19 protein-coding genes are annotated in these 21,016 nt (G+C 66.7%); 9 read left to right on the top strand and 10 right to left on the bottom strand.

The window, feature by feature from the left end:
- Nucleotides 1-141: 141 nt before the first annotated feature.
- Genes B9C43_RS15630 through B9C43_RS15620 form a run of 3 tightly spaced genes read left to right on the top strand, consistent with a single transcriptional unit; the run spans nucleotide 142 to nucleotide 2,452 of the window.
- Entirely contained in the window at nucleotides 142-1,032 is an 891-nt protein-coding gene (locus B9C43_RS15630) for a DNA-processing protein DprA (RefSeq protein ID WP_200825550.1), read from the top strand.
- Nucleotides 1,029-1,775 (top strand): ComF family protein, encoded by a 747-nt coding sequence (locus B9C43_RS15625; RefSeq protein WP_051894774.1) that lies wholly within the window; start codon nucleotides 1,029-1,031, stop codon nucleotides 1,773-1,775. Before B9C43_RS15630 ends, B9C43_RS15625 begins: the two co-directional genes overlap by 4 nt.
- A gap of 17 nt (nucleotides 1,776-1,792) precedes the next feature.
- Entirely contained in the window at nucleotides 1,793-2,452 is a 660-nt protein-coding gene (locus tag B9C43_RS15620) for an SDR family oxidoreductase (RefSeq protein WP_084427123.1), read from the top strand.
- Here B9C43_RS15620 and B9C43_RS15615 read toward each other — a convergent pair.
- The 6 genes from B9C43_RS15615 to B9C43_RS15590 all read right to left on the bottom strand — a co-directional run bounded on the left by B9C43_RS15615 (nucleotide 2,424) and on the right by B9C43_RS15590 (nucleotide 8,050).
- Entirely contained in the window at nucleotides 2,424-3,734 is a 1,311-nt protein-coding gene (locus B9C43_RS15615) for an amidohydrolase family protein (protein WP_084428199.1), read from the bottom strand. The two genes, B9C43_RS15620 and B9C43_RS15615, sit on opposite strands and share 29 nt — an antisense overlap.
- Before the next feature lie 10 nt (nucleotides 3,735-3,744).
- A complete protein-coding gene (locus tag B9C43_RS15610) occupies nucleotides 3,745-4,692 on the bottom strand; it encodes a nitric oxide synthase oxygenase (protein ID WP_051894775.1) in 948 nt (315 codons plus the stop codon).
- 32 nt (nucleotides 4,693-4,724) lie between these two features.
- Complete coding sequence (gene trmB / locus B9C43_RS15605) at nucleotides 4,725-5,402, bottom strand: tRNA (guanosine(46)-N7)-methyltransferase TrmB (RefSeq protein WP_235038703.1); 678 nt, start codon at nucleotides 5,400-5,402, stop codon at nucleotides 4,725-4,727.
- A gap of 67 nt (nucleotides 5,403-5,469) precedes the next feature.
- Nucleotides 5,470-6,021 (bottom strand): hypothetical protein, encoded by a 552-nt coding sequence (locus tag B9C43_RS15600; RefSeq protein ID WP_084427117.1) that lies wholly within the window; start codon nucleotides 6,019-6,021, stop codon nucleotides 5,470-5,472.
- 335 nt (nucleotides 6,022-6,356) lie between these two features.
- Nucleotides 6,357-7,115, bottom strand: a complete 759-nt coding sequence (locus tag B9C43_RS15595; protein WP_084427115.1) for an ABC transporter permease — start codon at nucleotides 7,113-7,115, stop codon at nucleotides 6,357-6,359.
- The gene (locus B9C43_RS15590) at nucleotides 7,112-8,050 is read right to left on the bottom strand and encodes an ABC transporter ATP-binding protein (protein ID WP_033380224.1); all 939 of its coding nucleotides are present in this window, start codon (nucleotides 8,048-8,050) and stop codon (nucleotides 7,112-7,114) included. The genes B9C43_RS15595 and B9C43_RS15590 overlap by 4 nt, the downstream gene beginning before the upstream one ends.
- A gap of 216 nt (nucleotides 8,051-8,266) precedes the next feature.
- Between B9C43_RS15590 and B9C43_RS15585 the strand changes: the two genes are divergently transcribed.
- The gene (locus B9C43_RS15585; protein ID WP_084427113.1) at nucleotides 8,267-8,806 is read left to right on the top strand and encodes a TetR/AcrR family transcriptional regulator; all 540 of its coding nucleotides are present in this window, start codon (nucleotides 8,267-8,269) and stop codon (nucleotides 8,804-8,806) included.
- A complete protein-coding gene (locus B9C43_RS15580; RefSeq protein ID WP_084427111.1) occupies nucleotides 8,799-9,689 on the top strand; it encodes an SDR family oxidoreductase in 891 nt (296 codons plus the stop codon). The genes B9C43_RS15585 and B9C43_RS15580 overlap by 8 nt, the downstream gene beginning before the upstream one ends.
- Nucleotides 9,690-9,883: 194 nt before the next feature.
- On the opposite strand, the gene B9C43_RS15575 is transcribed toward B9C43_RS15580, so the two are convergent.
- The 3 genes from B9C43_RS15575 to B9C43_RS15565 form a co-directional block, all read right to left on the bottom strand.
- Entirely contained in the window at nucleotides 9,884-10,540 is a 657-nt protein-coding gene (locus B9C43_RS15575) for a response regulator (protein ID WP_033380226.1), read from the bottom strand.
- A gap of 5 nt (nucleotides 10,541-10,545) precedes the next feature.
- Complete coding sequence (locus B9C43_RS15570; protein WP_084428197.1) at nucleotides 10,546-11,712, bottom strand: sensor histidine kinase; 1,167 nt, start codon at nucleotides 11,710-11,712, stop codon at nucleotides 10,546-10,548.
- A gap of 94 nt (nucleotides 11,713-11,806) precedes the next feature.
- Entirely contained in the window at nucleotides 11,807-12,259 is a 453-nt protein-coding gene (locus B9C43_RS15565) for a hypothetical protein (RefSeq protein ID WP_084427109.1), read from the bottom strand.
- Between the two features lie 59 nt (nucleotides 12,260-12,318).
- On the opposite strand from B9C43_RS15565, the gene B9C43_RS15560 reads away from it, so the two are divergent.
- The 4 genes from B9C43_RS15560 (at nucleotide 12,319) to B9C43_RS15545 (ending at nucleotide 18,808) form a co-directional block, all read left to right on the top strand.
- A complete protein-coding gene (locus B9C43_RS15560; RefSeq protein ID WP_200825598.1) occupies nucleotides 12,319-13,878 on the top strand; it encodes a dynamin family protein in 1,560 nt (519 codons plus the stop codon).
- A 102-nt stretch (nucleotides 13,879-13,980) separates the two neighbouring features.
- The gene (gene grpE / locus B9C43_RS15555) at nucleotides 13,981-14,331 is read left to right on the top strand and encodes a nucleotide exchange factor GrpE (RefSeq protein ID WP_084428195.1); all 351 of its coding nucleotides are present in this window, start codon (nucleotides 13,981-13,983) and stop codon (nucleotides 14,329-14,331) included.
- Nucleotides 14,328-16,187: a dynamin family protein gene (locus B9C43_RS15550; RefSeq protein ID WP_084427105.1), complete on the top strand. Its 1,860-nt coding sequence runs from the start codon at nucleotides 14,328-14,330 to the stop codon at nucleotides 16,185-16,187. Before grpE ends, B9C43_RS15550 begins: the two co-directional genes overlap by 4 nt.
- 1,388 nt (nucleotides 16,188-17,575) lie before the next feature.
- A complete protein-coding gene (locus B9C43_RS15545) occupies nucleotides 17,576-18,808 on the top strand; it encodes an NsdA family TPR-like regulatory protein (protein WP_143446347.1) in 1,233 nt (410 codons plus the stop codon).
- A gap of 27 nt (nucleotides 18,809-18,835) precedes the next feature.
- Here the strand turns inward: B9C43_RS15545 and B9C43_RS15540 are convergent, their stop codons facing one another.
- The gene (locus tag B9C43_RS15540; RefSeq protein WP_084427101.1) at nucleotides 18,836-20,650 is read right to left on the bottom strand and encodes a phosphoenolpyruvate carboxykinase (GTP); all 1,815 of its coding nucleotides are present in this window, start codon (nucleotides 20,648-20,650) and stop codon (nucleotides 18,836-18,838) included.
- Between the last annotated feature and the right edge of the window lie 366 nt (nucleotides 20,651-21,016).

The raw sequence follows: 21,016 nt of genomic DNA, 5'->3' as shown, positions 1-21,016 counted from the left end.
TCCATTCTGGACGGACCGGCGTCCGAGCCGGCAGCAACCGCTCTCACGTGTCGTTCACGCCTGAAACCACCAGTAGGTTTATCCGCGACACGAAAAATCATCAGCGAGCCGACCGAACGGCTGTTCGATAGGATGTGGCCCGTGGTCGATCGTCGCGAGCAAGCAGCGCTCCTGGTGGCGCTGCGCAGCAGCGAACTCTCCTGGCCGCAGATCGCCCGCAGGGTCGAAGAAGCGGGCTCGACCAGCACGATCCTGGAGGAGCTGACCAGCCCGTCGGCACCCACACTCGATCATCAGCCACTCGACCTCGACACCGCCGTCACCGCGATGTGCGAGGAGATCGAGCAGTGGTCTGCCGAGGGCATGGGACTGGTCACCCTGCTTGATGAGAGCTATCCCACACAGCTGCTGATGGTCCACCAGCGACCACCATTCCTGACCTATCGCGGTCTGCCCGATCCATCCGAGATAAACGCGGTCGCTGTCGTCGGCAGCCGGGCAGCGAGTCCAGCTGGTCTCGAGCGAGCCCGAAGCGTTGCGACGCTGCTTTGCAACCATGGCACGACTGTGGTCAGTGGATTGGCCGCGGGCATCGACACCGCCGCACATCGGGCCGCGCTGGATGCCGGTTCACGCACGGTCGCTGTGGTCGGAACCGGTCTGCGGCACTGTTATCCAGCTGAGAATCGTGAGCTCCAGAGCCAGATCGCGCGGACAGGTGCGGTTTTCTCGCAGTTCTGGCCGGACGCGGGACCTGCGAAACACCAGTTTCCGATGCGCAACGGCGTGATGAGTGGCATGACCATCGCGACCGTGATCGTTGAGGCCGGTGAACACAGTGGAGCGCGAACGCAGGCGCGTCTGGCGCTCGAGCACGGCAGGCACGTCTTCCTGATGCGCGAGGTCATGGCGAACGAGTGGGCTCGCGCGATCGCCGACCGCCCGAACACCACGGTCCTCGAAGGGCCGGACCACTTGATCAAAGTGCTCGACGACCTGCTGGCCGAGGTGCCCGACCTGATCGACGTATGAGCCGTTTCTCGCGGACGCTGGAGAGCTACCGCAACGTCCTGGTCGCCGTTCCGTCAGCTGGGCAGGACGTATGCAAGGCGTGCTGGCGCGATACCGCCGGGTATGCGTATTGCTGGCGATGCAACGAGCACCTTCAGGGCCACGCGGACCTTCTCGCGGACGTGGTGGTTCCGATCGCGCTCGCCGAGCAGTCCAAGCAGTTCGCGTACGAGCTGCGGCAGTACAAGGATGGCCGGGAACAGATCAGCCGACCGCTGCGTATCCGGCTGACAGCCGTGCTGGCCGAGTTCTTGCGGCTGCACGAAACGTGTCTCGCGCAAGCGATTGGCATCGCGGAGTTCGACCAGGTCACCTACGTCCCCAGCACCAGCGGCAGAGAGGTTCACCCGCTGGCGAAGATGCTCAGCCATGCCATCCTGCAGACCAAACCCCGGTTTGCGCAGGTATTGGAGCCGAACGCGAAGGTACCTGCCGACCGAGTCGTGCGCCCGGACCGTTTCACAGCGACATCGGCTGGGCGGAACGTGCTCGTGGTCGATGACACCTGGACAACCGGCGCACGTTTGCAGTCAGCGAGTGTCGTGCTGAAGACCGCCGGGGCGGCCAAGGTCGCGGGCCTGGTACTCGGTCGCTGGTTCGACGACGACTTTCCACCCGCCAGGCGGTATCTCCAGCGTGCCAAGGCGGAACCGTTTGACTGGCAGCGGTGTTGTCTCGGCCGGTCCGGACTTGGCGTGTGCTGATCTCTTAGGGTCGGGTTGTGAAGACAGCTTTGGTGACGGGTGCGTCCAGTGGCATCGGGGCGGCGATTGCGCAGGTCCTGGCCTCGACGCACGAGGTGTGGCTGGGTGGCCGCAAGATCCCGGAAGGCCTGCCGGGCCGGCCGTGGCCGGTGGACTTGCGGGACCTGGACGCGCTCGAAGAGAAGACGGCCGACATCCCGGAGCTCGATGTGCTCGTGCACAGTGCGGGCGTGGTGCAACTCGGGTCGCTCAGCCAGACCTCGGTGCAGACGTGGCGGGACACGTTCGAGCTCAACGTCATCGCGGTCGCCGAACTGACCAGGATCCTGTTGCCCAGGCTCAGGGCCCGGAACGGGCACGTCATCCTGATCAATTCCGGGGCTGGCCTGCGGGTGAACCCGAACTGGGGGTCCTACGGCGCGAGCAAGTACGCGCTCAGGGCGTACGCCGACGCACTGAGGGCTGAGGAACCGGACATCAGGGTCACATCGGTCTTCCCCGGTCGGACGGACACCCAGATGCAGCGTGGGGTGCGGGCCGCTGAACAGGGTGACTACGAGCCGGAGAAGTACCTCAAGCCCGACACGGTCGCACAGGCTGTCCTGAACGCCATCACCATGCCTGCGGACGCGCACCCCACCGAGGTGGTCATCCGCCCGAGAGGAGCCGTTGGGTGACGGCTCCGGCCTTCGCCTGTGCCTCGAAGCGGTCGACCCGAGTCGGTTCGCCGGCGCGCACGACCTGGTCGCCCGCGACCCAGACGTCCTGGACCTGACGCGCACCGGCTGCCCAGACCACATTGGACAGTAGTTGCGCGTCGGGGACGTCCACGCCCGCCGAGAACGCCGGGGCGTCGGTCGAGATGTGCACGATGTCGGCCCAGCGGCCTTCTTCCAGCGCGCCGATGTCGTCCCGGCCGATCGCGGCCGCGCCCATCCGGGTCGCCATCAACAAGACATCCGGTGCGATCAGCGATGAAGCGTCCATAGTGGACAAGCGGCTGAGCATCGCGGCCAGCCGGACCTCTTCCCACAGGTCCAGGTCGTCGTTGCTGGCCGGCCCGTCCGTGCCGATGCCGACGGTCACGCCCGCCTCGCGCAGGTCACGCACCCGCGCGATGCCGGACGCCAGCTTGGCGTTCGACCCTGGGCAGTGCGCGACCGCCACACCGTGCCGGGCGAAGATCGAGATGTCCTCGTCGGACAGGTGCACGCAGTGCGCCGCGATCACTCGTCCGCCGTAGAAACCCAGTGATTCCAGCAACTTCGGCACGGATCCATGAGAGGACCGCTGCGCTGCGTCCTCCAAAGCGGCTTCTGCCACGTGGATGTGCATCAGCGCGTCACGTTCGTGCGCGGCCGCCGCGACCTCGGTCAGGACCTCGGGCGTCAGCGTGTACGCCGAGTGCGGACCGTATCCGATCTCGATGCGGTCACCCGGCCCGAACCGCAGACCCTCGGTGTCGATCAACTTGCTGACGTCGTCGAGCAGCGAGCGCCACGTGAAGCCGGGTGCCTCGATGATCCCGCCGGTCAGCACGGCACGCCCACCGGTCTGCAGCACCGCGTCGGCCAGTTCGTCCAGGTGGAAGTACATCTCCACACTCGTGGTCACGCCCGCGCGCAACATCTCGACCGAACCGAGCAGCATCCCGGCGCGCATGTCCGCCGCGCTCAGCTGTGCCTCGGCAGGCCAGATGACCTCCTGTAGCCAGCGCAGCAACGGCAGGTCGCCGCCCATTCCGCGCAGCACGGTCATCGGGGTGTGCGCGTGCGTGTTGACCAAACCCGGCAGCAGGACCCCTGAGACGTCGGTGATCGGCTCATCACCGGGCGCGTCGGCGAGCGGACCGACATACCCGATGCGGCCGTCGTCCTCGATGTCCACAACGGCATCCCGCAGCACCGAACAGTCCGGGTCGCAGGGCAGCACAATCGGAGCACGCAAACGCTGTCGCATGCGGTGCACGCTATCCCAGGAAACTGGGTGTGTACCTGCCTGGTTCACGCCGCGTTGGCCGTGCTCCGCGTGGTGCGATGGTCACTCCGGCAGCGCGGAACGAGTGCAGCACGGCCCGGTCTAGCTCCAGCGAGGCACGTTCTCGCCACAGCGATTCGTCGCTCGACGTGTCCAGTCCGAGGTGTTCCGCGATCACGCGGCCAAACCCGTAGGCCCCGTCGGCGCCCAACGCGTCCGCGCCGATTGCCGAGGACGTGTAGATCCCGTTGAACACCACCGGATACTCGATGCCGCCGATCGACAGCCGCTGCGAACGCGCACCCACCGCATGCCAACGGAGTCCGAGATCGACGAACCAGCCCAACTCCGGGTGTTCCAGCGGAACCTCACGCACGACGTCCCGAGGCAGGCCGAACAGCCGGACGCCCTGTTCCTCGTCCTGGACCACCAGAGGCAACAGATCGAAGGCACTGCGCGCGGTCGGCGGCCGCCAGCCCATCTTGCGGACTGTCTCGGTGAACGCCACATGCCTGCGGTCACCGAGAACCTGGCCGTGTTGCGCGTAACCCGCGTAGCGCACCAGGTGTTCGTTGACCAACCGCGAACTGTCCGGCGCGAAGATCGTCACCGTTGGACGGACCCGGCCTTTGCCTGCCGCGAGCCGCAGGTGTTGTACGCACCCGGCCGCGACCTCCGTCGAGGTTCGCGCTGTACGCAGGTCGCGCACCAACAGGCCGCGCCACGGAACTCCGTCGGTGTAGACACCGCTGTCCCGCAGCGCGATCCGTGCGCCGTATGCCAATTCCGCACGAGTGTGTTCGTACGTTCCGGTTTCCGCGATCTGGGCGCGGACCTTGCCGAGCCTTGCCTGCACGTGCCCGGCACGCGGGCGGGCACCGTGATACCGGTGCAGGAACTCCTCGGCGGCGACAAGCTCAGTGGATAACAGGGCAGTCACGCACTGCTTATCGGCCGAATGTCCTAACCGGCTCAACTACCTGGTCGGGTAAAGCCGTCGGCGACCGAACTACGCAGGGTGGGCTTTTCGAAGATGAGATCCCGGATTTCCCGGCCTTCGGTATGCGCCCGCGACTCGAACTTGGTCACCGGACGCCATTCCGGCCGAGGCGCCCACCCTGAGTACACATTGCGCAACGCGGGCTCCGCGGAGCACACCTGCAACATGTGCTCGGCGTAGTGCTCCCAGTCGGTCGCCATGTGGAACCGGCCGCCTGGCGCGAGCCGTGCAGCCACCAAGGAGACGAACTCCGGCTGGACGATTCGTCGCTTGTGGTGTCGTTTCTTGGGCCAAGGGTCCGGAAAGTACAGCCGGACCTCAGACAACGAGTTCGCCGCGATGTGGTCGGTGAGCAGGATGACCGCGTCACCACGCAGCAGTCGCAGGTTGGTCAGCTCGAGCTCGGCCGCGCGCATCATCAGCTGCGCCAAGCCAGCTTGGTACACCTCGACGGCCAGGTAGTTCACGTCTGGTGCGGCGGCGGCCAGTTTGGACGTGGTCTCGCCCATGCCCGAACCGATCTCCAGTACGACGGGCGCGGACCGGCCGAACCACGCGTCGGTGTCCAACGGACCGGCCGGCAGGTCGGGAACCTCCAGGCCGAGCTGCGGCCAATAGCGATCCCATGCCCGTTCCTGGCCGACCGTCATCCGCCCGCCGCGCTGGACGTAGCTGACGACCGTGCGCCTGTGTAGCTGTTGTTCCACGTCAGAAAAGCTAGAACACGCTCTCCCACCGGGCGAGGTTGGACCGCAGGTCGCCCATTCCGTTCACCGCGAGCGGGGTCGGTTTGCCGGTGGTGAGGTGCACCGGATAGATGTCCAGCCAGCCGCTGTGCCGGTCGGTGAGCACCAGAGTGGTCGGCACCGCGGGCCCGGACACGCGGCGTTCGGACGGCATGTATTCCCAATAACCGCAGTCGCCGTCGCTGCTCCACGGCACGAAAACCCAGCCAGGACGGGCATCGAGCAATTTGCCGACCCGGTCCTCCAGCAGGAAACCTTCCGCCCGTGAGGTCAATGTGCCTGCTGTCAACGCCTTCAGCCACCATGGGGCGGGCAGTTCAGGGTCGACTTCGGACGCTGAGCGGTACAGCGCCAGTACTTGGTCTTCTGGTGCACGATGTACCCACGCGCGCCGGGTCTCGGCTGGTTTCGTCGCGGCCGCAATGGACGCCAGCGCGGTGTGCGGCTCGATGGCCTGTGACCATTCGAGCTCGATCATTGGTTCGACTCGTAGTGCGCGGCGCCCCATGCCGTTGTTCGGCATGGCCGGCTCCGGCGGTTCCGTAGGTGCGCTTACATCCGCGACCGTCAACGTCCACCTCCGATGGTTCGTGACGGAGTCAATGTCGATCTGAGCGCTAGTCGAACATCGTTGTCCGTGACAAGTGCGACGCCTCACAGCCTCTTAACGTGGTCTTAACCGGGCCGCATGCGCTAGATCGCTTCGTTACATACTTGCAAGCCCGACCTGTGATCGCAACCGTGGGTGATCAGACCAACAAAGAAACCCGGGCCACCCCCCGACAGGTGACCCGGGCTCTCATTCCCCCGGTATCCGCTGGCGGGTCCCCCGACAGACCCGCCAGATGGTTCTTTCGTTCAGGCGTCCCGCTTCTTCGCCGTCACGATCGCGATGATCAGCATGACGACCGAGAAACCGGCGAAGTAGGCCAGCGCTCCCCACGGTGTGAGCGTGCTCGTCGACTGTCCTGGCCCCTCGAAGGCGATGGCCACGTCCGGGTTGCCGGTCAGGAACCGGTTGGCGACGTTGAACGGCAGCCACTGGTGGATGTCGCCGCCGACCCGCGGGATCAGCTGGACCAGGTTCTCGGCCACGAGCGAGTACGCCAGCAGCACCGACACCGCGCCGGCGGTGTGCCGGATCAGGATGCCGACGGAGACCGCGACGACCGCGGCGAAGAACGTGACCAGACCGGTTCCCGCGATCTGCCGCCAGTCGGCCTCGCTGTTCAGCGCGAGGTTGGCGTCCGGCTGCAACAGCATGGCGACACCCAGCGAACCGAACGCCGCGATCAGGCCGAGCACACCGGAGACCACTGCCACCACGGTCGTCTTGGCCAGCAAGGCGGACGTGCGGCTCGGCACCGCCTGGAAGGTGGTCTTGATCGTGTTGAAGCGGTACTCGGTGGTCACCGACAGCGTGGCGAGCACCAGGATGACGGCGAGCGCGAAGGTGAACCCGAACTGGGTGACCGGCACCGCGACGCTGCTCGCGTTCTCGGCCGAGCCGCTGATCAGCGCGGCGAACCCAACCATCAGTCCAAGCGCCAGCGCCATGCACCACCACGGTGAGCGGGTGGAGAAGAGCTTGATTCGTTCGACGGCGAGCAGGGTCATCGGTTCACATCCACCAGTTGGTCAACGGTCTGGGCAAGGTCGGTGTGGTACTCGACGGAGTCGCCGGTCAGCTGCATGAACGCCTCTTCCAGCGAGCCGCGCTGCGGGCTGAGCTCGTGCAGCACGACCTGGTTGGCCGCGGCCATCTCGCCGATCTGCGCGGCGTCCAAACCGGACACGATCAGCGCGTCGGCGTCGTCGCGCAGGTGGGCGTTGGTGCCGGCCAGCACGTCCCGCAGCTTGCTCACCTGCGGGCTGCGCACCTTGACGGTGTTCTCCGTCGCGGCGTGGATGAAGTCCTCAGTGGAGCTCTGCGCGATCAGCTTTCCGCGCCCGATCACGATGAGTTCCTGCGCGGTCAGCGACATCTCCGACAGCAGGTGGCTGGAGACCAGTACGGTCCGGCCCTCCTCGGCCAGCCGGTGCATGAACTTGCGGATCCAGAGGATGCCCTCCGGGTCCAGGCCGTTCACCGGCTCGTCGAACAGCAGGACCTCCGGGTCACCGAGCAGCGCCCCCGCGATGCCCAGCCGCTGCGACATACCGAGGGAGAACCCGCCCGCGCGCTTCTTGGCGACCGCGGTCAGGCCGACCAGCTCGAGCACCTCGTCCACCCGGCGGACCGGGATCTTGTTGGACACGGCCATCCAGCGCAGGTGCGCGTGGGCCGAGCGGTTCGGGTGCACCCACTTGGCGTCCAGCAGCGCGCCGATCTTGCGCAGCGGGTGGTGCAGCTCCCGGTAGTGCTTGCCGTCGATCAAGGCCACACCCGAGGTCGGGTTGTCCAGTCCGAGCATCATCCGCATGGTGGTGGACTTGCCCGCCCCGTTCGGGCCGAGGAAGCCGGTGACCCGGCCAGGCTGAACGGTGAACGACAGATCGTTGACCGCGAGGGTCTTCCCATACCGCTTGGTGAGGCCCCGTGCCTCGATCATGATCGCTCCTAGATGTCTGGGTTCCCGCCTCGATGTGACCATCGTGTTCGCCCCGGGTGTCCGACCGCGTCGTCCCGTGGTGCCAACTCGGGGTCAACTCGCAGTCGTAGCGTGGCGGACGTTGTGTCAACCCGCGATCCGTGATCTCCCCGAGCTCACCCTGAGATGAGGGGCTCAGGGTCGACACCAGTTAATGAATTGTGCTTCACTAATTGCGTGGCGAGACCGCGAACCATCACCGACGAGCGCCTGCTGAACGCACTGGGCGCGGTCATCACGACCCGCGGACCAGGCTTCACGGTCGCTGACGTGGCGGCGGAAGCCGGCGTCTCGGTGGGGACGGTGTCGCAACGCTTCGGCTCGAAACACGGCCTGCTGGTCGCACTGAGCCGAGCGGCCGTCGGGCAGGTCCGTGACCGGGTCAGATCCGCGGGGAACGCGCTCGAGGCGATCCTCGGGGTCTTCGGCGCGCTGGACGACGCGTCAACCGCGGCGAACAACCTGGGTCAACTCGCGATCGACCTCGCCGACCCCGAGCTACGAGAGCTGCATGGCGAGTTCTTCGCGGCGTTCGAAGCGGAACTCGCACCCCTCGCCCGTGCCGTGCCCGGTGCCCCGCCCCACGCGGCCCGGATCCTCGTCTCACTGGCGAACGGCGCAGCGATCGCCTGGTCAGTACGGCCAACGGGCAGTCTGCTCGACCGGCTCACCGAAGACATCACAGCGGTACTGAAGGGATGGCAAAGCAATGGCTGAACTGGTCGCCGTGGTCGCGGGAGCGACCAGGGGCTGCGGTCGGGGAATCGCCGTCGAACTCGGCGCGATCGGCGCGACGGTCTACGTGACCGGTCGCACGACGCGGTCGTCGGCGAGCCCGATGAACCGCCCGGAGACCATTGAGGACACTGCGGAGCTGGTGACCAAGGCGGGAGGCAAGGGAATCGCGGTCCGCTGTGACTTCTCGGTGGCCGCGGATGTCGAGGCGCTCGCGTCCCGACTCGACCGGCTGGACGTCCTGGTGAACGACGTCTGGGGCGGAGACCCGTTCGTCGAGCACGGAACCCCGTTCTGGGAGTCCGATTTGGACAAAGCGCTCGCGGTGCACCGCAACGGAATCGAAACGCACCTGATCGCCCTGCACAAGTTGCTGCCGCTGATGGTCCGGCAAGGCTCCGGCCTGGTCATCGAAGTCACCGACGGCGACGACGAGACGTACCACGGCGTCGCCCTGCCCTATTACCTGGTCAAATCCGGTATCCGCCGAACAGCCCAGGCCATGGGCGCGCAGCTTCGCGAGCACGGCGTCACGGCGTTGGCGCTGACTCCCGGCTTCATCCGGTCCGAGGCGATGCTCGAAGGCATGGGCGTGACCGAGGAGAACTGGCGGGACGCGACCGCCCAGGACATCCACTTCTCAATGGCCGAGTCCCCGCACTACATCGGCCGCGCGGTGGCCGCGCTGGCGACGGACCCGAACGTCGCGCGCTGGGCGGGTAAGTCGTTGTCATCCTGGAGTCTGATGCGGGAGTACGACTTCAAGGACCTCGACGGCACCCAACCGGACTGGGGCCGCTGGTACGACGACATCTTCGGCAAGGGCCTCGACCCACACGCCGTCGACCCGGCCGACTACCGCTGACCGCCGCGTACGACCTGTTGGTCGGCGGCTTGCTGGTCGCGATCGTTGGCGGGCTGATCTGACCAACACCGAGCCACCTTCGGCCCAGGCCATCGGGTCCGGTCATCGGGCCATGCGCCATCGCGACAGCAATTCCCGAAGGGGGACCCCCTTGATCTCACGTTACCGCAGGGGGCCGACAAGATCGCGAAAAACTAGGCCTCACCTGGGCGGACGAGGCCGGTCTCGTACGCCAGTACGACCGCCTGCACTCGGTCACGCAGCTCAAGCTTCGCCAGCACCCGGCCGACGTGCGTCTTCACGGTCGCCTCGGACAGGAACAGCTTCCGGGCGATCTCGGTGTTGGAAAGTCCTTGGGCCATCAGCACAAGGACCTCACGCTCCCGATCGGTCAAAGCGTCGAGCACCGAAGCGTCCCGCAACTGACCACCGGAAGCACCCAGGAACCGGTCGAGCAGACGACGGGTCACGCTCGGCGAAACCACGGCATCCCCGCTGGCCACCGACCGCAGAGCCGCGACCAGGTGATCCGGCGGGGTGTCCTTGAGCATGAAGCCGCTGGCGCCGTTTCGCAGTGCCGTCAGCGCGTATTCGTCCAGGTCGAAGGTCGTCATCACGAGCACCTTCGCCGTCCCGGCCTCGGTGATCTGCTTGGTCGCCTCGACGCCGTCGAGCACCGGCATCCGGACGTCCATCAGCACCACGTCCGGGCGTAGCGAGGCCGCCAGTTTCACGGCCGCGTCGCCGTCGCCTGCCTCGCCGACGATCTCCATGTCGGGCTGTGCACCGAGCACCATGCGGAAGCCGACGCGCATCAGCTCCTGGTCGTCGACCAGTACCACTCTGATCATGTTCCCTATGTTCCTTGAATGGGCAGTACCGCGTGGACGTGCCAGCCGCCGCCCGGCCGGGGCCCGGCCTGCAGTGTCCCGCCGAAGACGTTCGCTCGTTCCCGCATTCCGATCAGGCCATTGCCCCCGGAGATCGACACCAGTTCGTGCGGGGTGCCGAAGCCGTCGTCGGTGATGTCCAACTCGATGTTCTCGCCGATCCGTGCGACCCGCACGACCGCGGACGCCCCGGCGCCCGCGTGTTTCAACGTGTTCGTCAGCGCTTCCTGCACGATCCGGTAGATGCCCAGGCCGATACCGGCAGGCAGGCTGTCCAGTTCGCCCTTGAGCTTCAGCCGCACCGGCAGGCCGACCAGACGGACCCGCTCGGCCAGGTCGTTCAGTGAGTTCGTGCCGGGCTGCGGGGTGCGTTCGTCGGTGTTCTCCTCGGCCCGCAGCACACCGAGCAACCGGCGCAGCTCGGTCAACGCCTCCCGCCCGGTCGACGAGATCGTCTTGATCGCCCGTTCGGCCAGTTCGGGGTTGGTGTTGACGGCGTATTGAGCACCATCGGCCTGTACGACCATGACGCTCACCGCGTGCGCCACCACGTCGTGCAGTTCGCGCGCGATACGGGCACGTTCCTCGGCGACGGCGATCTTCGCTTGGTGGTCGCGCTCGGTCTCCAACAGCCGCAGCCGTTGCTCCACCTCGTTCTGATACGCGCGGCGGGCGCCGACGAATTCACCGAGCGTCCAGCAGAACGCCAGCAGCACCATCACGGCCACGCCCGCGATCCACCACAGGTCGTCCATCCGGGGCCGGATCAGCCAGACCGTCCAGAGCACGGTTCCGCCGGTCACCCATGCGCCGTAGATCAACGCCTGACGACGGCCCACGTAGACGACCATCGTGTAGAGCGCGATCCCGATCGCCATGTCGGAAGGCCTGAGCGGCTCCGACATCTTGTCCAGCACGTCGATCAACAGCTGGATGTACCCGGCGAAGAGGATCGTGTAGCAGGCCATGACCGGACGGCGCCTGCGCATCACGACCGGCGCGATCAGCCCGACGTCCACCAGGGCGTGCAACCACCACGGCTGATCGCCGGGCCCGGTGATCACCTGGGGAATCTCGAAGAGCACCAGGAACAAGGCCAGCAGCGAGTCGCCGAACGTCGGATGCGCGCGCATCCACAGGCTCAGCCGTCGCACCCCTGCAGCCTAAGCGTGCGGCAGCCTCCGGCGCGTCGAGCCGGAGGCTGACTCGCCTCGCCCTGGAGGCTGATTAGGGCGAGAGGTACGGCGGAGGCGGGTTGGTGGTGGTGGTCGGCGCGCTGTCGATGCTCGGCTCCGGCGTCTGCTCATGCCGGAGTGGTGGCTGCTGGGGATGCGCCAGTTCCTCGGCCAGTTGCTCCTGCACCTGGCTTTCCTTGATCCGCGCGAGGATCGCCATGGTGACGCCGTGCGCCGCCGCCAGCAGCAGCAACACGATGCCGAGCCGCAGGATGACACCCTCGGTCTGGTTGTCGCCGACATCGACGGTCGAGATCAGCATCAGCAGACCGAGCACCACGAGGTGGAACAGCACGGTGACCAGGCGCGCCATGGACGTGCCCGCACCGGAATCGCCATGAGAACGCTCGAGATACCGCCGCCCGCTCCGGTAGATGATCTGCCCGTCGATGGCCACGAGGATGACACCGACCACGAGGAAGGCGATGTAGCTGTTCGTGTCCATGCAGGGTGGTTACCCCCGATTGACGGGTTTGCAACCGTGCCCTGCCAGGACATGGCACGATTCGACGAGTGACGACGGCGACCGATCAGCAGCAGCACCTGGCCGGCCCGTTGTCGGCTGCGGTCGCGCAGCTGTGCGTCCGGTTGCAGCCGCAGGTCTCGGCCCGTACCGCGGCCGGCTTCCGGGAAGTGCTGCGCCGGTTGTCCGCACCGCTGCAGGTCGCGGTGGCCGGCCGGATCAAGTCCGGCAAGTCGACGCTGGTCAACGCCCTGATCGGGCGCCGGGTGGCACCGACCGACGTCGGCGAGTGCACCCGGCTGGTGACCAGGTTCCAGTACGGCACGGTCGACCGCGTCGAAGTGATCTTCACCGACGGCCGCAAACAGGTGCTGCCCTTCGACGCGAACGGGATGATCCCGGCCACCCTCGACGTGGACTTCGACCAGGTCTCGCACATCGAGGCGTACCTGACGAACGCGGTCCTGCGCGAGCTGACCGTGATCGACACGCCCGGCCTTGGCTCGCTGGACGCCGCGTCGGTGGCGCGGACCGAACAACTGCTTGGCGCGGCCAAACCCGACGAGGAAGAGTCCAACGACCTCGACGACACTTCACGCAACGCCGTGGCAGGCGCCGAAGCCGTGCTCTACGTCGTGACGCAGGGCGTGCGCGCTGATGACCAGCAAGCGCTCGCGGCGTTCACGGCGGCGACGGCCAGCCGGGAAGCCGGTCCGGTGAACGCGATCGCGGTGCTGAACAAGGCGGACACGATCGCACCGGAGTCGGTCACCGGCGCGGATGGCGACGTGTGGAAGGCCGCGTCGCTGCTCGCCGAGAAACAAGCCGTCACGCTCAAGCCGCGCGTCGCGGACGTACTGCCGGTGATCGGGCTGCTCGCGGAGACCGCGGAGTCCGGCGGGTTCACCCAGGCCGACGCCGACGCGTTGAAGCAGCTCGCCCAGCTCGACGACGTGACCTGGGAAATGATGCTGGTCTCGGCGGACATCTTCACCACGTGGGACTGCGACGTGCCCAGCGGCACCCGGCTGCGCCTGCTGGAAAAGCTCGACCTCTACGGCATTGCCCAAGCCGTCGAAGCACTGCGCGCAGAGCCTGAGCTGACCGCGGGTGCGTTGCGGCGCAAGCTCTTGGACGCGTCTGGCCTCGCGACAGTCCGTGCACGGCTGGACGCCGTGTTCCGCGCCAGGGCGGACGGCATCAAAGCCGCTGCGGCGCTGGCGTCTGTGACCGCGCTGGCTCAGGCGTCCGGTGACCTGGGCGAACGGCAAAAAGTGCACGACGCCATCGAAGTCCTGCTGGCCAAGCCTGAGGCGCACGCGCTGCGCCTGCTCGAAGCGCTCACGCTGGTCACATCCGGTGCCGTCGCGATGCCGGAGGACCTGGCCGAGGAGGTGCTGCGCGTCGGCGGCAGTGCGGACGTCGGCGAGCAACTCGGCATGAAGGGGCGTCCGCAGCACGAGTTGGTCGCGTACGCGCTGGAGCGCGCGGGCTGGTGGCGTTCGTTCGCCTCGTTCGGTGCGACACCGGCGCAAAGTCGCGTGGCGCATGTCGTGCACCGGGCCTATTTCCTCATCTGGCAACAACTTCGCGGCAACTAAGGGTAATTTCGGCGCGACAGGCGTCCTCATCTCGCAGACAGGGTGATCTCGTTGGCTTCCCTTTTCCGGCGCACCAAGGCCGACGACGAGACCGACCCGACGATCGAGGTCAGCGCCGAGGTGATCGCGGGCATCGACCAGAGCGAGACGCTCAAGCAGGCGCTGGCCGAGCGGGACTCGCTCGTCCAGCTCTGCCTGTACGCCCTCGACCGCGCCCGCAGCCCGGGGGTGGTTGAGCGGATCGAGGAGGGGCTCGCGGGTATCGGCGTCGCCGCGATCCGGCCGGACGGTGATCTGTTCGACCCGGCGCGGCACGAGGCAGGCGGTACCGTGCCGACTCAGGACTTGACGATGGACGGCGTGGTTGCGGAGACAGAAGTGGTGGGATTCGCTGATCGCGGGCGCTTGCTGCGGGCGCCGATCGTGACCGTGTACAAGGCCCGGCAACCGTGACGGCGCCCGCTCCCAGCCTGCCCAAGCAGGTCGCCCAGCACCGCGAGCAGATGTTGAAGCTGCTGCGTGAGATCTCGCCGGAGTCCGCCTCGTGGGTCGAGGAGCTACGCGCCCGTCGGCGGCGCCAGCCGACCGTGGTCACCGTGGGCGAGACCAACCGCGGCAAGAGCTCGCTGGTCAACGCCCTGCTTGACCGCCCCGGCCTGTCCCCTGTGGACGCTGACGTGGCGACGGCGACGTACCTGATCTTCGGGCACGCGCCGGAATGGGAAGCGCGGGCGTGCTATCCCGGGCATCTCGCGCCGATCCAGGTCGATCTCGGGCAGTTGGTGAACTGGGTGTCCGCCGCGCACGACCTGCCGGAAGGGCACCTGCCACCGCGGTACGTCGAGGTCGACGGCCCGGTCGAGCTGCTCAGCAAGATCTCCATTGTGGACACCCCCGGCGTCGGCGGGCTGGACTCGGTGCACGGCGAACTGGCGTTGGAAGCCGCGGCCAGCGCGACCGCGCTGCTGTTCGTGATCGACGCGTCCGCGCCGTTCACCGTGGGCGAGCTGAACTTCCTGCGCAACGTCGGCGACCGCGTGGAAACCGTGCTGTTCGCTCTGTCCAAGGTGGACCAATACCGGGGCTGGCGGCAGGTACTCGAGGCGAACCAGGGCCTGCTGCGTGACCACGCACCCCGGTTCGCCGACTCGGTGTTCCACCCGGTGTCGGCGCGGATGTACGAGATGGCGCAGAAAGCGCCGAACCAGCAAGCCGCGGACATGCTCAAGGAGAAGTCCGGCCTCGCTGGGCTGTCGGAAGCCTTGCAGGAGTTGGTGATCGGCAAGGCCGCGATGCTCGCCGAAGCCAACACGATGCGTGCGCTGACGACCTCGCTGGACGAGGTCAAGGTCCAACTGACGGCCGAGTCCCGCGCGCTGACCACCGGCGCAGAGGAAGCAAAAGCCTTGCGGGCACGCAAGGAAGAGCTGACCGCACAACGCAAATCAGCCGCCCGCGGCTGGCAGGTGAAGCTGCGCGGCGAAATCCAACGCACCCGCGTCGAGAACACCCACGAAGTCAGCCGCGAAATGCGCGACATGCAGACGTGGTTCCGCCAAGCGATCGACACGGCGGACCGCGACGCCCTCGCAGCACTGCCCAACCAGGTCGACGCGGCGCTGCAACTGGTATCCCGGCGAATCAGCATGTCGGTGGGCGCCAGACTGAACAAGATCGGCGAAACCGTGCTGATCGGCCTGTTCTCCCCGGACGAACTGGTGATGCTCCAGGCCCAGTACGCCCGCGCAGGCCAACCACCCGTCGTACTGCGTACCCCGGAGAAACGTCCCGGCACTTCCGAGGACAAGCTGATGGTGATGATGGGCATCTCCGGCGGCGTGGGCCTGGGCAAACTCGCCACCCTGCCACTCGGGTTGTTCGGCGCGGCGGCCGCCGGAACCCTCGGCGTGATCGTGGCCCCGGTGACGATCGTGCTCGGCCTCGGCGCCGGCTGGTGGATCTCCAGAACCCGCCGTCACGCCCAGGACAAGCAACACATGAAGACGTGGCTGACCGACGCGATCGCCGACGCCCGTTCCACGCTCGACCAGATGGTCGCCGACCAGCTGATCCAAGCCGAACAGGAACTGTCGCTCGCCCTGGACGACGCCCTCGGCCGCCGGATCGCCTCGATCGAGCAAGAACTCCGCGAAGTCGACAAGGCCATGCGGCTCGACGCGACCGAGCGCTCGAAGCGCCTGCAGGCGGTGAACCAGCAGCTAGCCAAGGTCGAATCCGGCAGCGAGACGGCCAAAGCCCTGCTCGCCCGCATCCGGTCCGCCAAGGTCAAGCCCGCTCAGCAGCCCTGACCCGTGCCGAACGAGGCGTCCGTTCGCAAATCTGGTTGTCCACCGGTTTTCCCTTTGACCTGCCGGAGCAATTCCGTGGTCAGAGCGGTCATCGAGGACAGTGGGTTGACGCTGGACTGGTTGGGCCTTTGGCTGGCGCGGTATCCAGGTCAGCCTGGGCTGTTGGAGGCCGGGTCGCAGTCGACCTGAACGCGCCGTTTGCCCTGGTAAGGGTCGCGATAGCGGGCGTTGGAGGCGAATGTGATGTGGTCGATTCGTTGCGGGCGGTGCACGCGATCGAGCGCTCGAAGCGCGTGCAGGCAGTTCGCTGACGATCAGCCCGGCCGCCGGGTCCTTCGCGACCCGGCCGAGGCGGCACGACTGCAGCGGAACGATCCGCGGCAGCGGGTTACCAGGCTTTGCCACGTCATACACCGAAATCCACCGATCAGCGCCGTCATGCTCGGCGCGTAAAACCTGACGCATCCGCTGTGAACCAGCAGCTGGCCCAGGTCGAATCCAGTGGCGAGGCGGCCAAAGCCCTGTTCGCCCGCATCCGATCCGCCAAGGTCAAACCCGCTCAAACCCGACCCGTGCCGAACGAACGGTCCCTTCGCAAATCTAGCTGTCCACAACCCGCTAGTAACCCTTTGACCTGCCCATATCCCCGGTAGACTGGCCAGGGGTCGTCCCCCCGGGAGTGGTGGGGGATGTCCTTTTCTGGGGGTTGTGGGTTTGTCGAGGTCGGGCGTGTTGGCCAGGTCATGACTGTGAAGCGGCGGCTGGGTGTTTCCGTGAAGCTCCGGTTCCGGGCTTCTGAAAAGAATTGCAGGGAGGCCACCCAGAGGGAGAGGGCTTTCAGCTCGAATTTCCCCCTCGTTGTCTGGGCGCGGGCGTCCCCTCCGGTACGGCCTGCCTGACGGAACCACGGTGCGTCAAGAGGTCGGTATCGCTTTCGCTGTGTGCTGGGTTGCGTCGGCCGACCTCCTGACACCCCGTGGTTGGCAAAGCCCAGGCCATACCGGAGGGAACACCCCCGAAGCCCACCCCTGTGCTGCCGCACAAGGCAAAGTCTCCTTTCACACCAGGTAGTTGCCCTGCAGCGGCCGCCTTTGACAGGCCCTGCCGGGATGGTCGGCAGACGGCGAATGGTGTTGGTGGCTGAGGATCCGGTCCGCTGCCCCCGACACAACGGACCGGATCGCCCCTTCCCCCTCGCCAAGAAGCTTGGCATCCGCCCAGCCCGGGCAGGAGGGATGCGACGGGGGAGGATTCGCGAGCCGTGAGGGGGAGATCTCCCTGAGAGTCTTGACAGCTTCTCGGCCATCTGGTTGACATCCCCCGCACGGTCCATCACGCTGGGCGACGAGTTGGTGAGTGGGTGCCACCGTCGACGGGGGAGCTTGATCGTGGCGACACCGAATACAAGGCTGCGCGAGTTGCGGGAGCGCACGCCCTCGCAGCAGCACCCGGGCGATGCTCTTTCCCGGCAGGAGCTGGCCGAACTGGTCAACGCCTACCTGTGGAAAGTCCATGGGCAGCGGGTCGAGATCGATGCCGGGTACATCGGCAAGCTTGAACGTGGCGTCATCGCGTGGCCCGGCGCGCTCTACCGGGAGGCGCTTCGTTCGATACTCGACGTAACCACGGACGTCCAACTTGGCTTGCGCAACACTCGTCGCGCCGCAGTGCCGATTCGCCCTGACCATGGGTTGTCGCCGGAGTCGGTGCCTGCCAAGGTCGACCGGCGCCATATCCGCGAGGTTGCTGGGGCCGCGCGGTTCTTCAGCGATTGGGATCACGTGCATGGCGGTTGGTCGATGCTTGAAGCTGCGCTGTCGCAGGCTCGGTGGGCACGGCAGTTGCTGGTAGCCGACTGCCCTGCCGCGTTGCGTGCCCCGCTGCATCAGGCGGTTGCCGATCTCGTTGGCACGTGTGGGTTCAAGCTGTTCGACACCGGGGCGTATCAGGAGGCGAACCGGTATTTTCGCGTCGCGCTCGTGTGTGCCGACGAGGTGGGTGACTGGCATCGTCGGGCGCGGATTCTCGCTCGGATGGTTCGCCTTGCGCTCGACGCGGGTCAATCCGACCGTGCTCTCACACTTGCTGAGCAAGCGCTTGTTCGTGCGGATCGGCTGGTTCCGGTTCGGCAGGCCATGTTGCATGCCGCGCATGCCAAGGCATTGGCCGCACGACGGCGCCGCCAGGAGGCACTTCGGGCGATCGGTGCGGCGGACGAGGCGTTCTCCCGCGCGTCCGCGGACGACATTGCTCCACTATGGACAGATCGCTACACCGGCGCGCATCACGCCGGGGAAACCGCCGAAGCGCTGGCGATGCTGCAGGGTGGTGCTGATGTCGACGCGAGATTTGCCGTGGCGCGCAAGGACTTCGGCAAGCAATACCCGCGCGCCAGGGTGCTGGCTGAACTGAAGTTCGCGTCCTTGGCGCTTGCCACGGACGACCCGGCGAAGGCTGCCGATGTCGCTGGAGTCGCGCTGGACACCGCCGAGCAGATGCGTTCCACCCGAGTTGACGACCTCTTGCGCGCGCTGGGTGCGCAGGCCGCTCGGCACCCCAGCCGCGAGGCCCGTGAACTGGGGATGCGGATCAACGCGGGCATGGAAAAGGCCCCGGGGTGAGCCGTCCCCGGGGCCTTTTGCGCCTGGCTACGCTGACAGGCGCTGCTTGAGGGCTTCCAGCTCGTCACGCAGTGACGTCGGGAGCTTCTCGCCCATCTTGTCGAACCACTCCTCGATCAGCGGGATCTCGGCGAGCCACTCCTCGCGGTCCACCTTGAGCACCGCCTCGAGGTCCGCACGCGACGCGTCGAGGCCTTCGGTGTCGATGTCGTCCAACGTGGGCACGTAACCGATCGGGGTCTCCTGCGCGGCGGCCTTGCCTTCGATCCGCTCGATCGCCCACTTCAGCACGCGCGAGTTCTCGCCGAAGCCCGGCCACAGGAACTGGTTCTCCGGCCCGCGGCGGAACCAGTTCACGTAGAAGATCTTCGGCAGCTTGTTCGCGTCCGCGCGCTTGCCGGTGGCGATCCAGTGCGCGAAGTAGTCGGCGGCGTTGTAGCCGATGAACGGCAGCATCGCCATCGGGTCGCGCCGCACGACGCCGACCTTGCCCTTGGCGGCAGCGGTCGTCTCGCTCGACAGGGTGGCGCCCATGAAGGTGCCGTGGTTCCAGTCACGCGACTCGGTCACCAACGGGATGGTGTCCTTGCGGCGGCCACCGAAGAAGATCGCCGAGATCGGCACGCCCTTCGGGTCGTCCCACTCCGGCGCCAGGATCGGGCACTGCGCCATCGGCGTGCAGTACCGCGAGTTCGGGTGGCTGGACGGCTCGTCCGAGTCCGGCGTCCAGTCCTGCTTCTTCCACGAGGTGAGGTGCGCGGGCGGCTCGCCCATGCCCTCCCACCAGATGTCGCCGTTGTCGGTCAGCGCCACGTTGGTGAAGACCGTGTTGCCGCGCTCGATGGTGCGCATCGCGTTCGGGTTGGTGTGCCAGTCCGTGCCCGGGGCCACGCCGAAGAAACCGGCCTCCGGGTTGACCGCGTACAGACGACCGTCCTCACCGAACCGCATCCACGCGATGTCGTCGCCGAGCGTCTCGACCTTCCAGCCGGGGATCGTCGGCTCGAGCATGGCCAGGTTGGTCTTGCCGCACGCACTGGGGAACGCCGCGGCGATGTAGTAGACCTTGTTCTCCGGCGAGATCAGCTTGAGGATCAGCATGTGCTCGGCCAGCCAGCCCTCGTCGCGGCCGATCACCGAGGCGATCCGCAGCGAGTAGCACTTCTTGCCCAGCAACGCGTTTCCGCCGTAGCCAGAGCCGTAGCTCCAGATCTCGCGGGTCTCCGGGAAGTGGCTGATGTACTTCGTCTCGTTCGCCGGCCACGCGACGTCCTGCTGGCCCTCGTCGAGAGGCGCGCCAACGGAGTGCAAGCAGGGCACGAAGTCGGCGTCCTCACCGAACTTGGCCAACGCCTTCGAACCCATGCGCGTCATCACTCGCATGGACACGACGACGTACTCCGAGTCGGTGATCTCGACACCCAGCATGGGCTTCTCCGCCTCGAGCGGACCCATGCAGAACGGGATCACGTACATCGTGCGACCACGCATGCAGCCCCGGTAGAGCTCAGTCATGGTGGCCTTCATCTCGGCCGGGTCCGTCCAGTTGTTGGTCGGGCCCGCGTCATCAGGGTCGACCGAACAGATGAACGTCCGCTCCTCGACCCTGGCGACGTCGCCAGGATCCGAAGCGGCCCAGAACGAGTTGGGTTTTTGCTTCAGCGGGGTGAATGTGCCTGCGTCGACCAGTTTCTTGGTGAGCCGGTCCCACTCCTCGTCCGAACCGTCCGCCCACACCACGCGATCCGGCGTGGTCAGCTCAGCGACCTCATGCACCCACTCGAGAAGCCGTTGGTGCGTCGTCGGTGCGGAATCCAGACCTGGAATGGCCAGTGCGGTCATGTCGCCTCGTCTCCTGACTGGGGGATCACAAAGCCCGCGACGGACGCCGTTGTCTAGCTCGCGGGGACTTCGACGTCCTCACCAATGGCTACGCCCACCCACCTGAGCAGATGGGCGTGCCGTGAAAAGGGATGAAGCGAGGTTAACCAGGTGGACGCCGGTTAAACGACAGCTGGCGTGTGGGTTGCCTCACCGGACCGATAAGGGGATCGATTCAGCACTCGAATGCGCACGTGTGCTTTCCCACATAACCAGTGCTCCGCAGGAAATCTTTCTCCTCAGCGCCGATTTCCTGATCGGTTCAGCAAATCGGTTCAGACTCCGGCAGTAGGTTTAGCCACGATCCGTCATCCTTTCGCCGGGCTA

Origin of the sequence: Kibdelosporangium aridum (assembly GCF_900176515.1) — a bacterium.
GTDB lineage: Bacteria > Actinomycetota > Actinomycetes > Mycobacteriales > Pseudonocardiaceae > Kibdelosporangium > Kibdelosporangium aridum.
The sequence above is the reverse complement of the archived record's forward strand: the minus strand, read 5'-3'. Positions and strand labels throughout refer to the sequence as shown.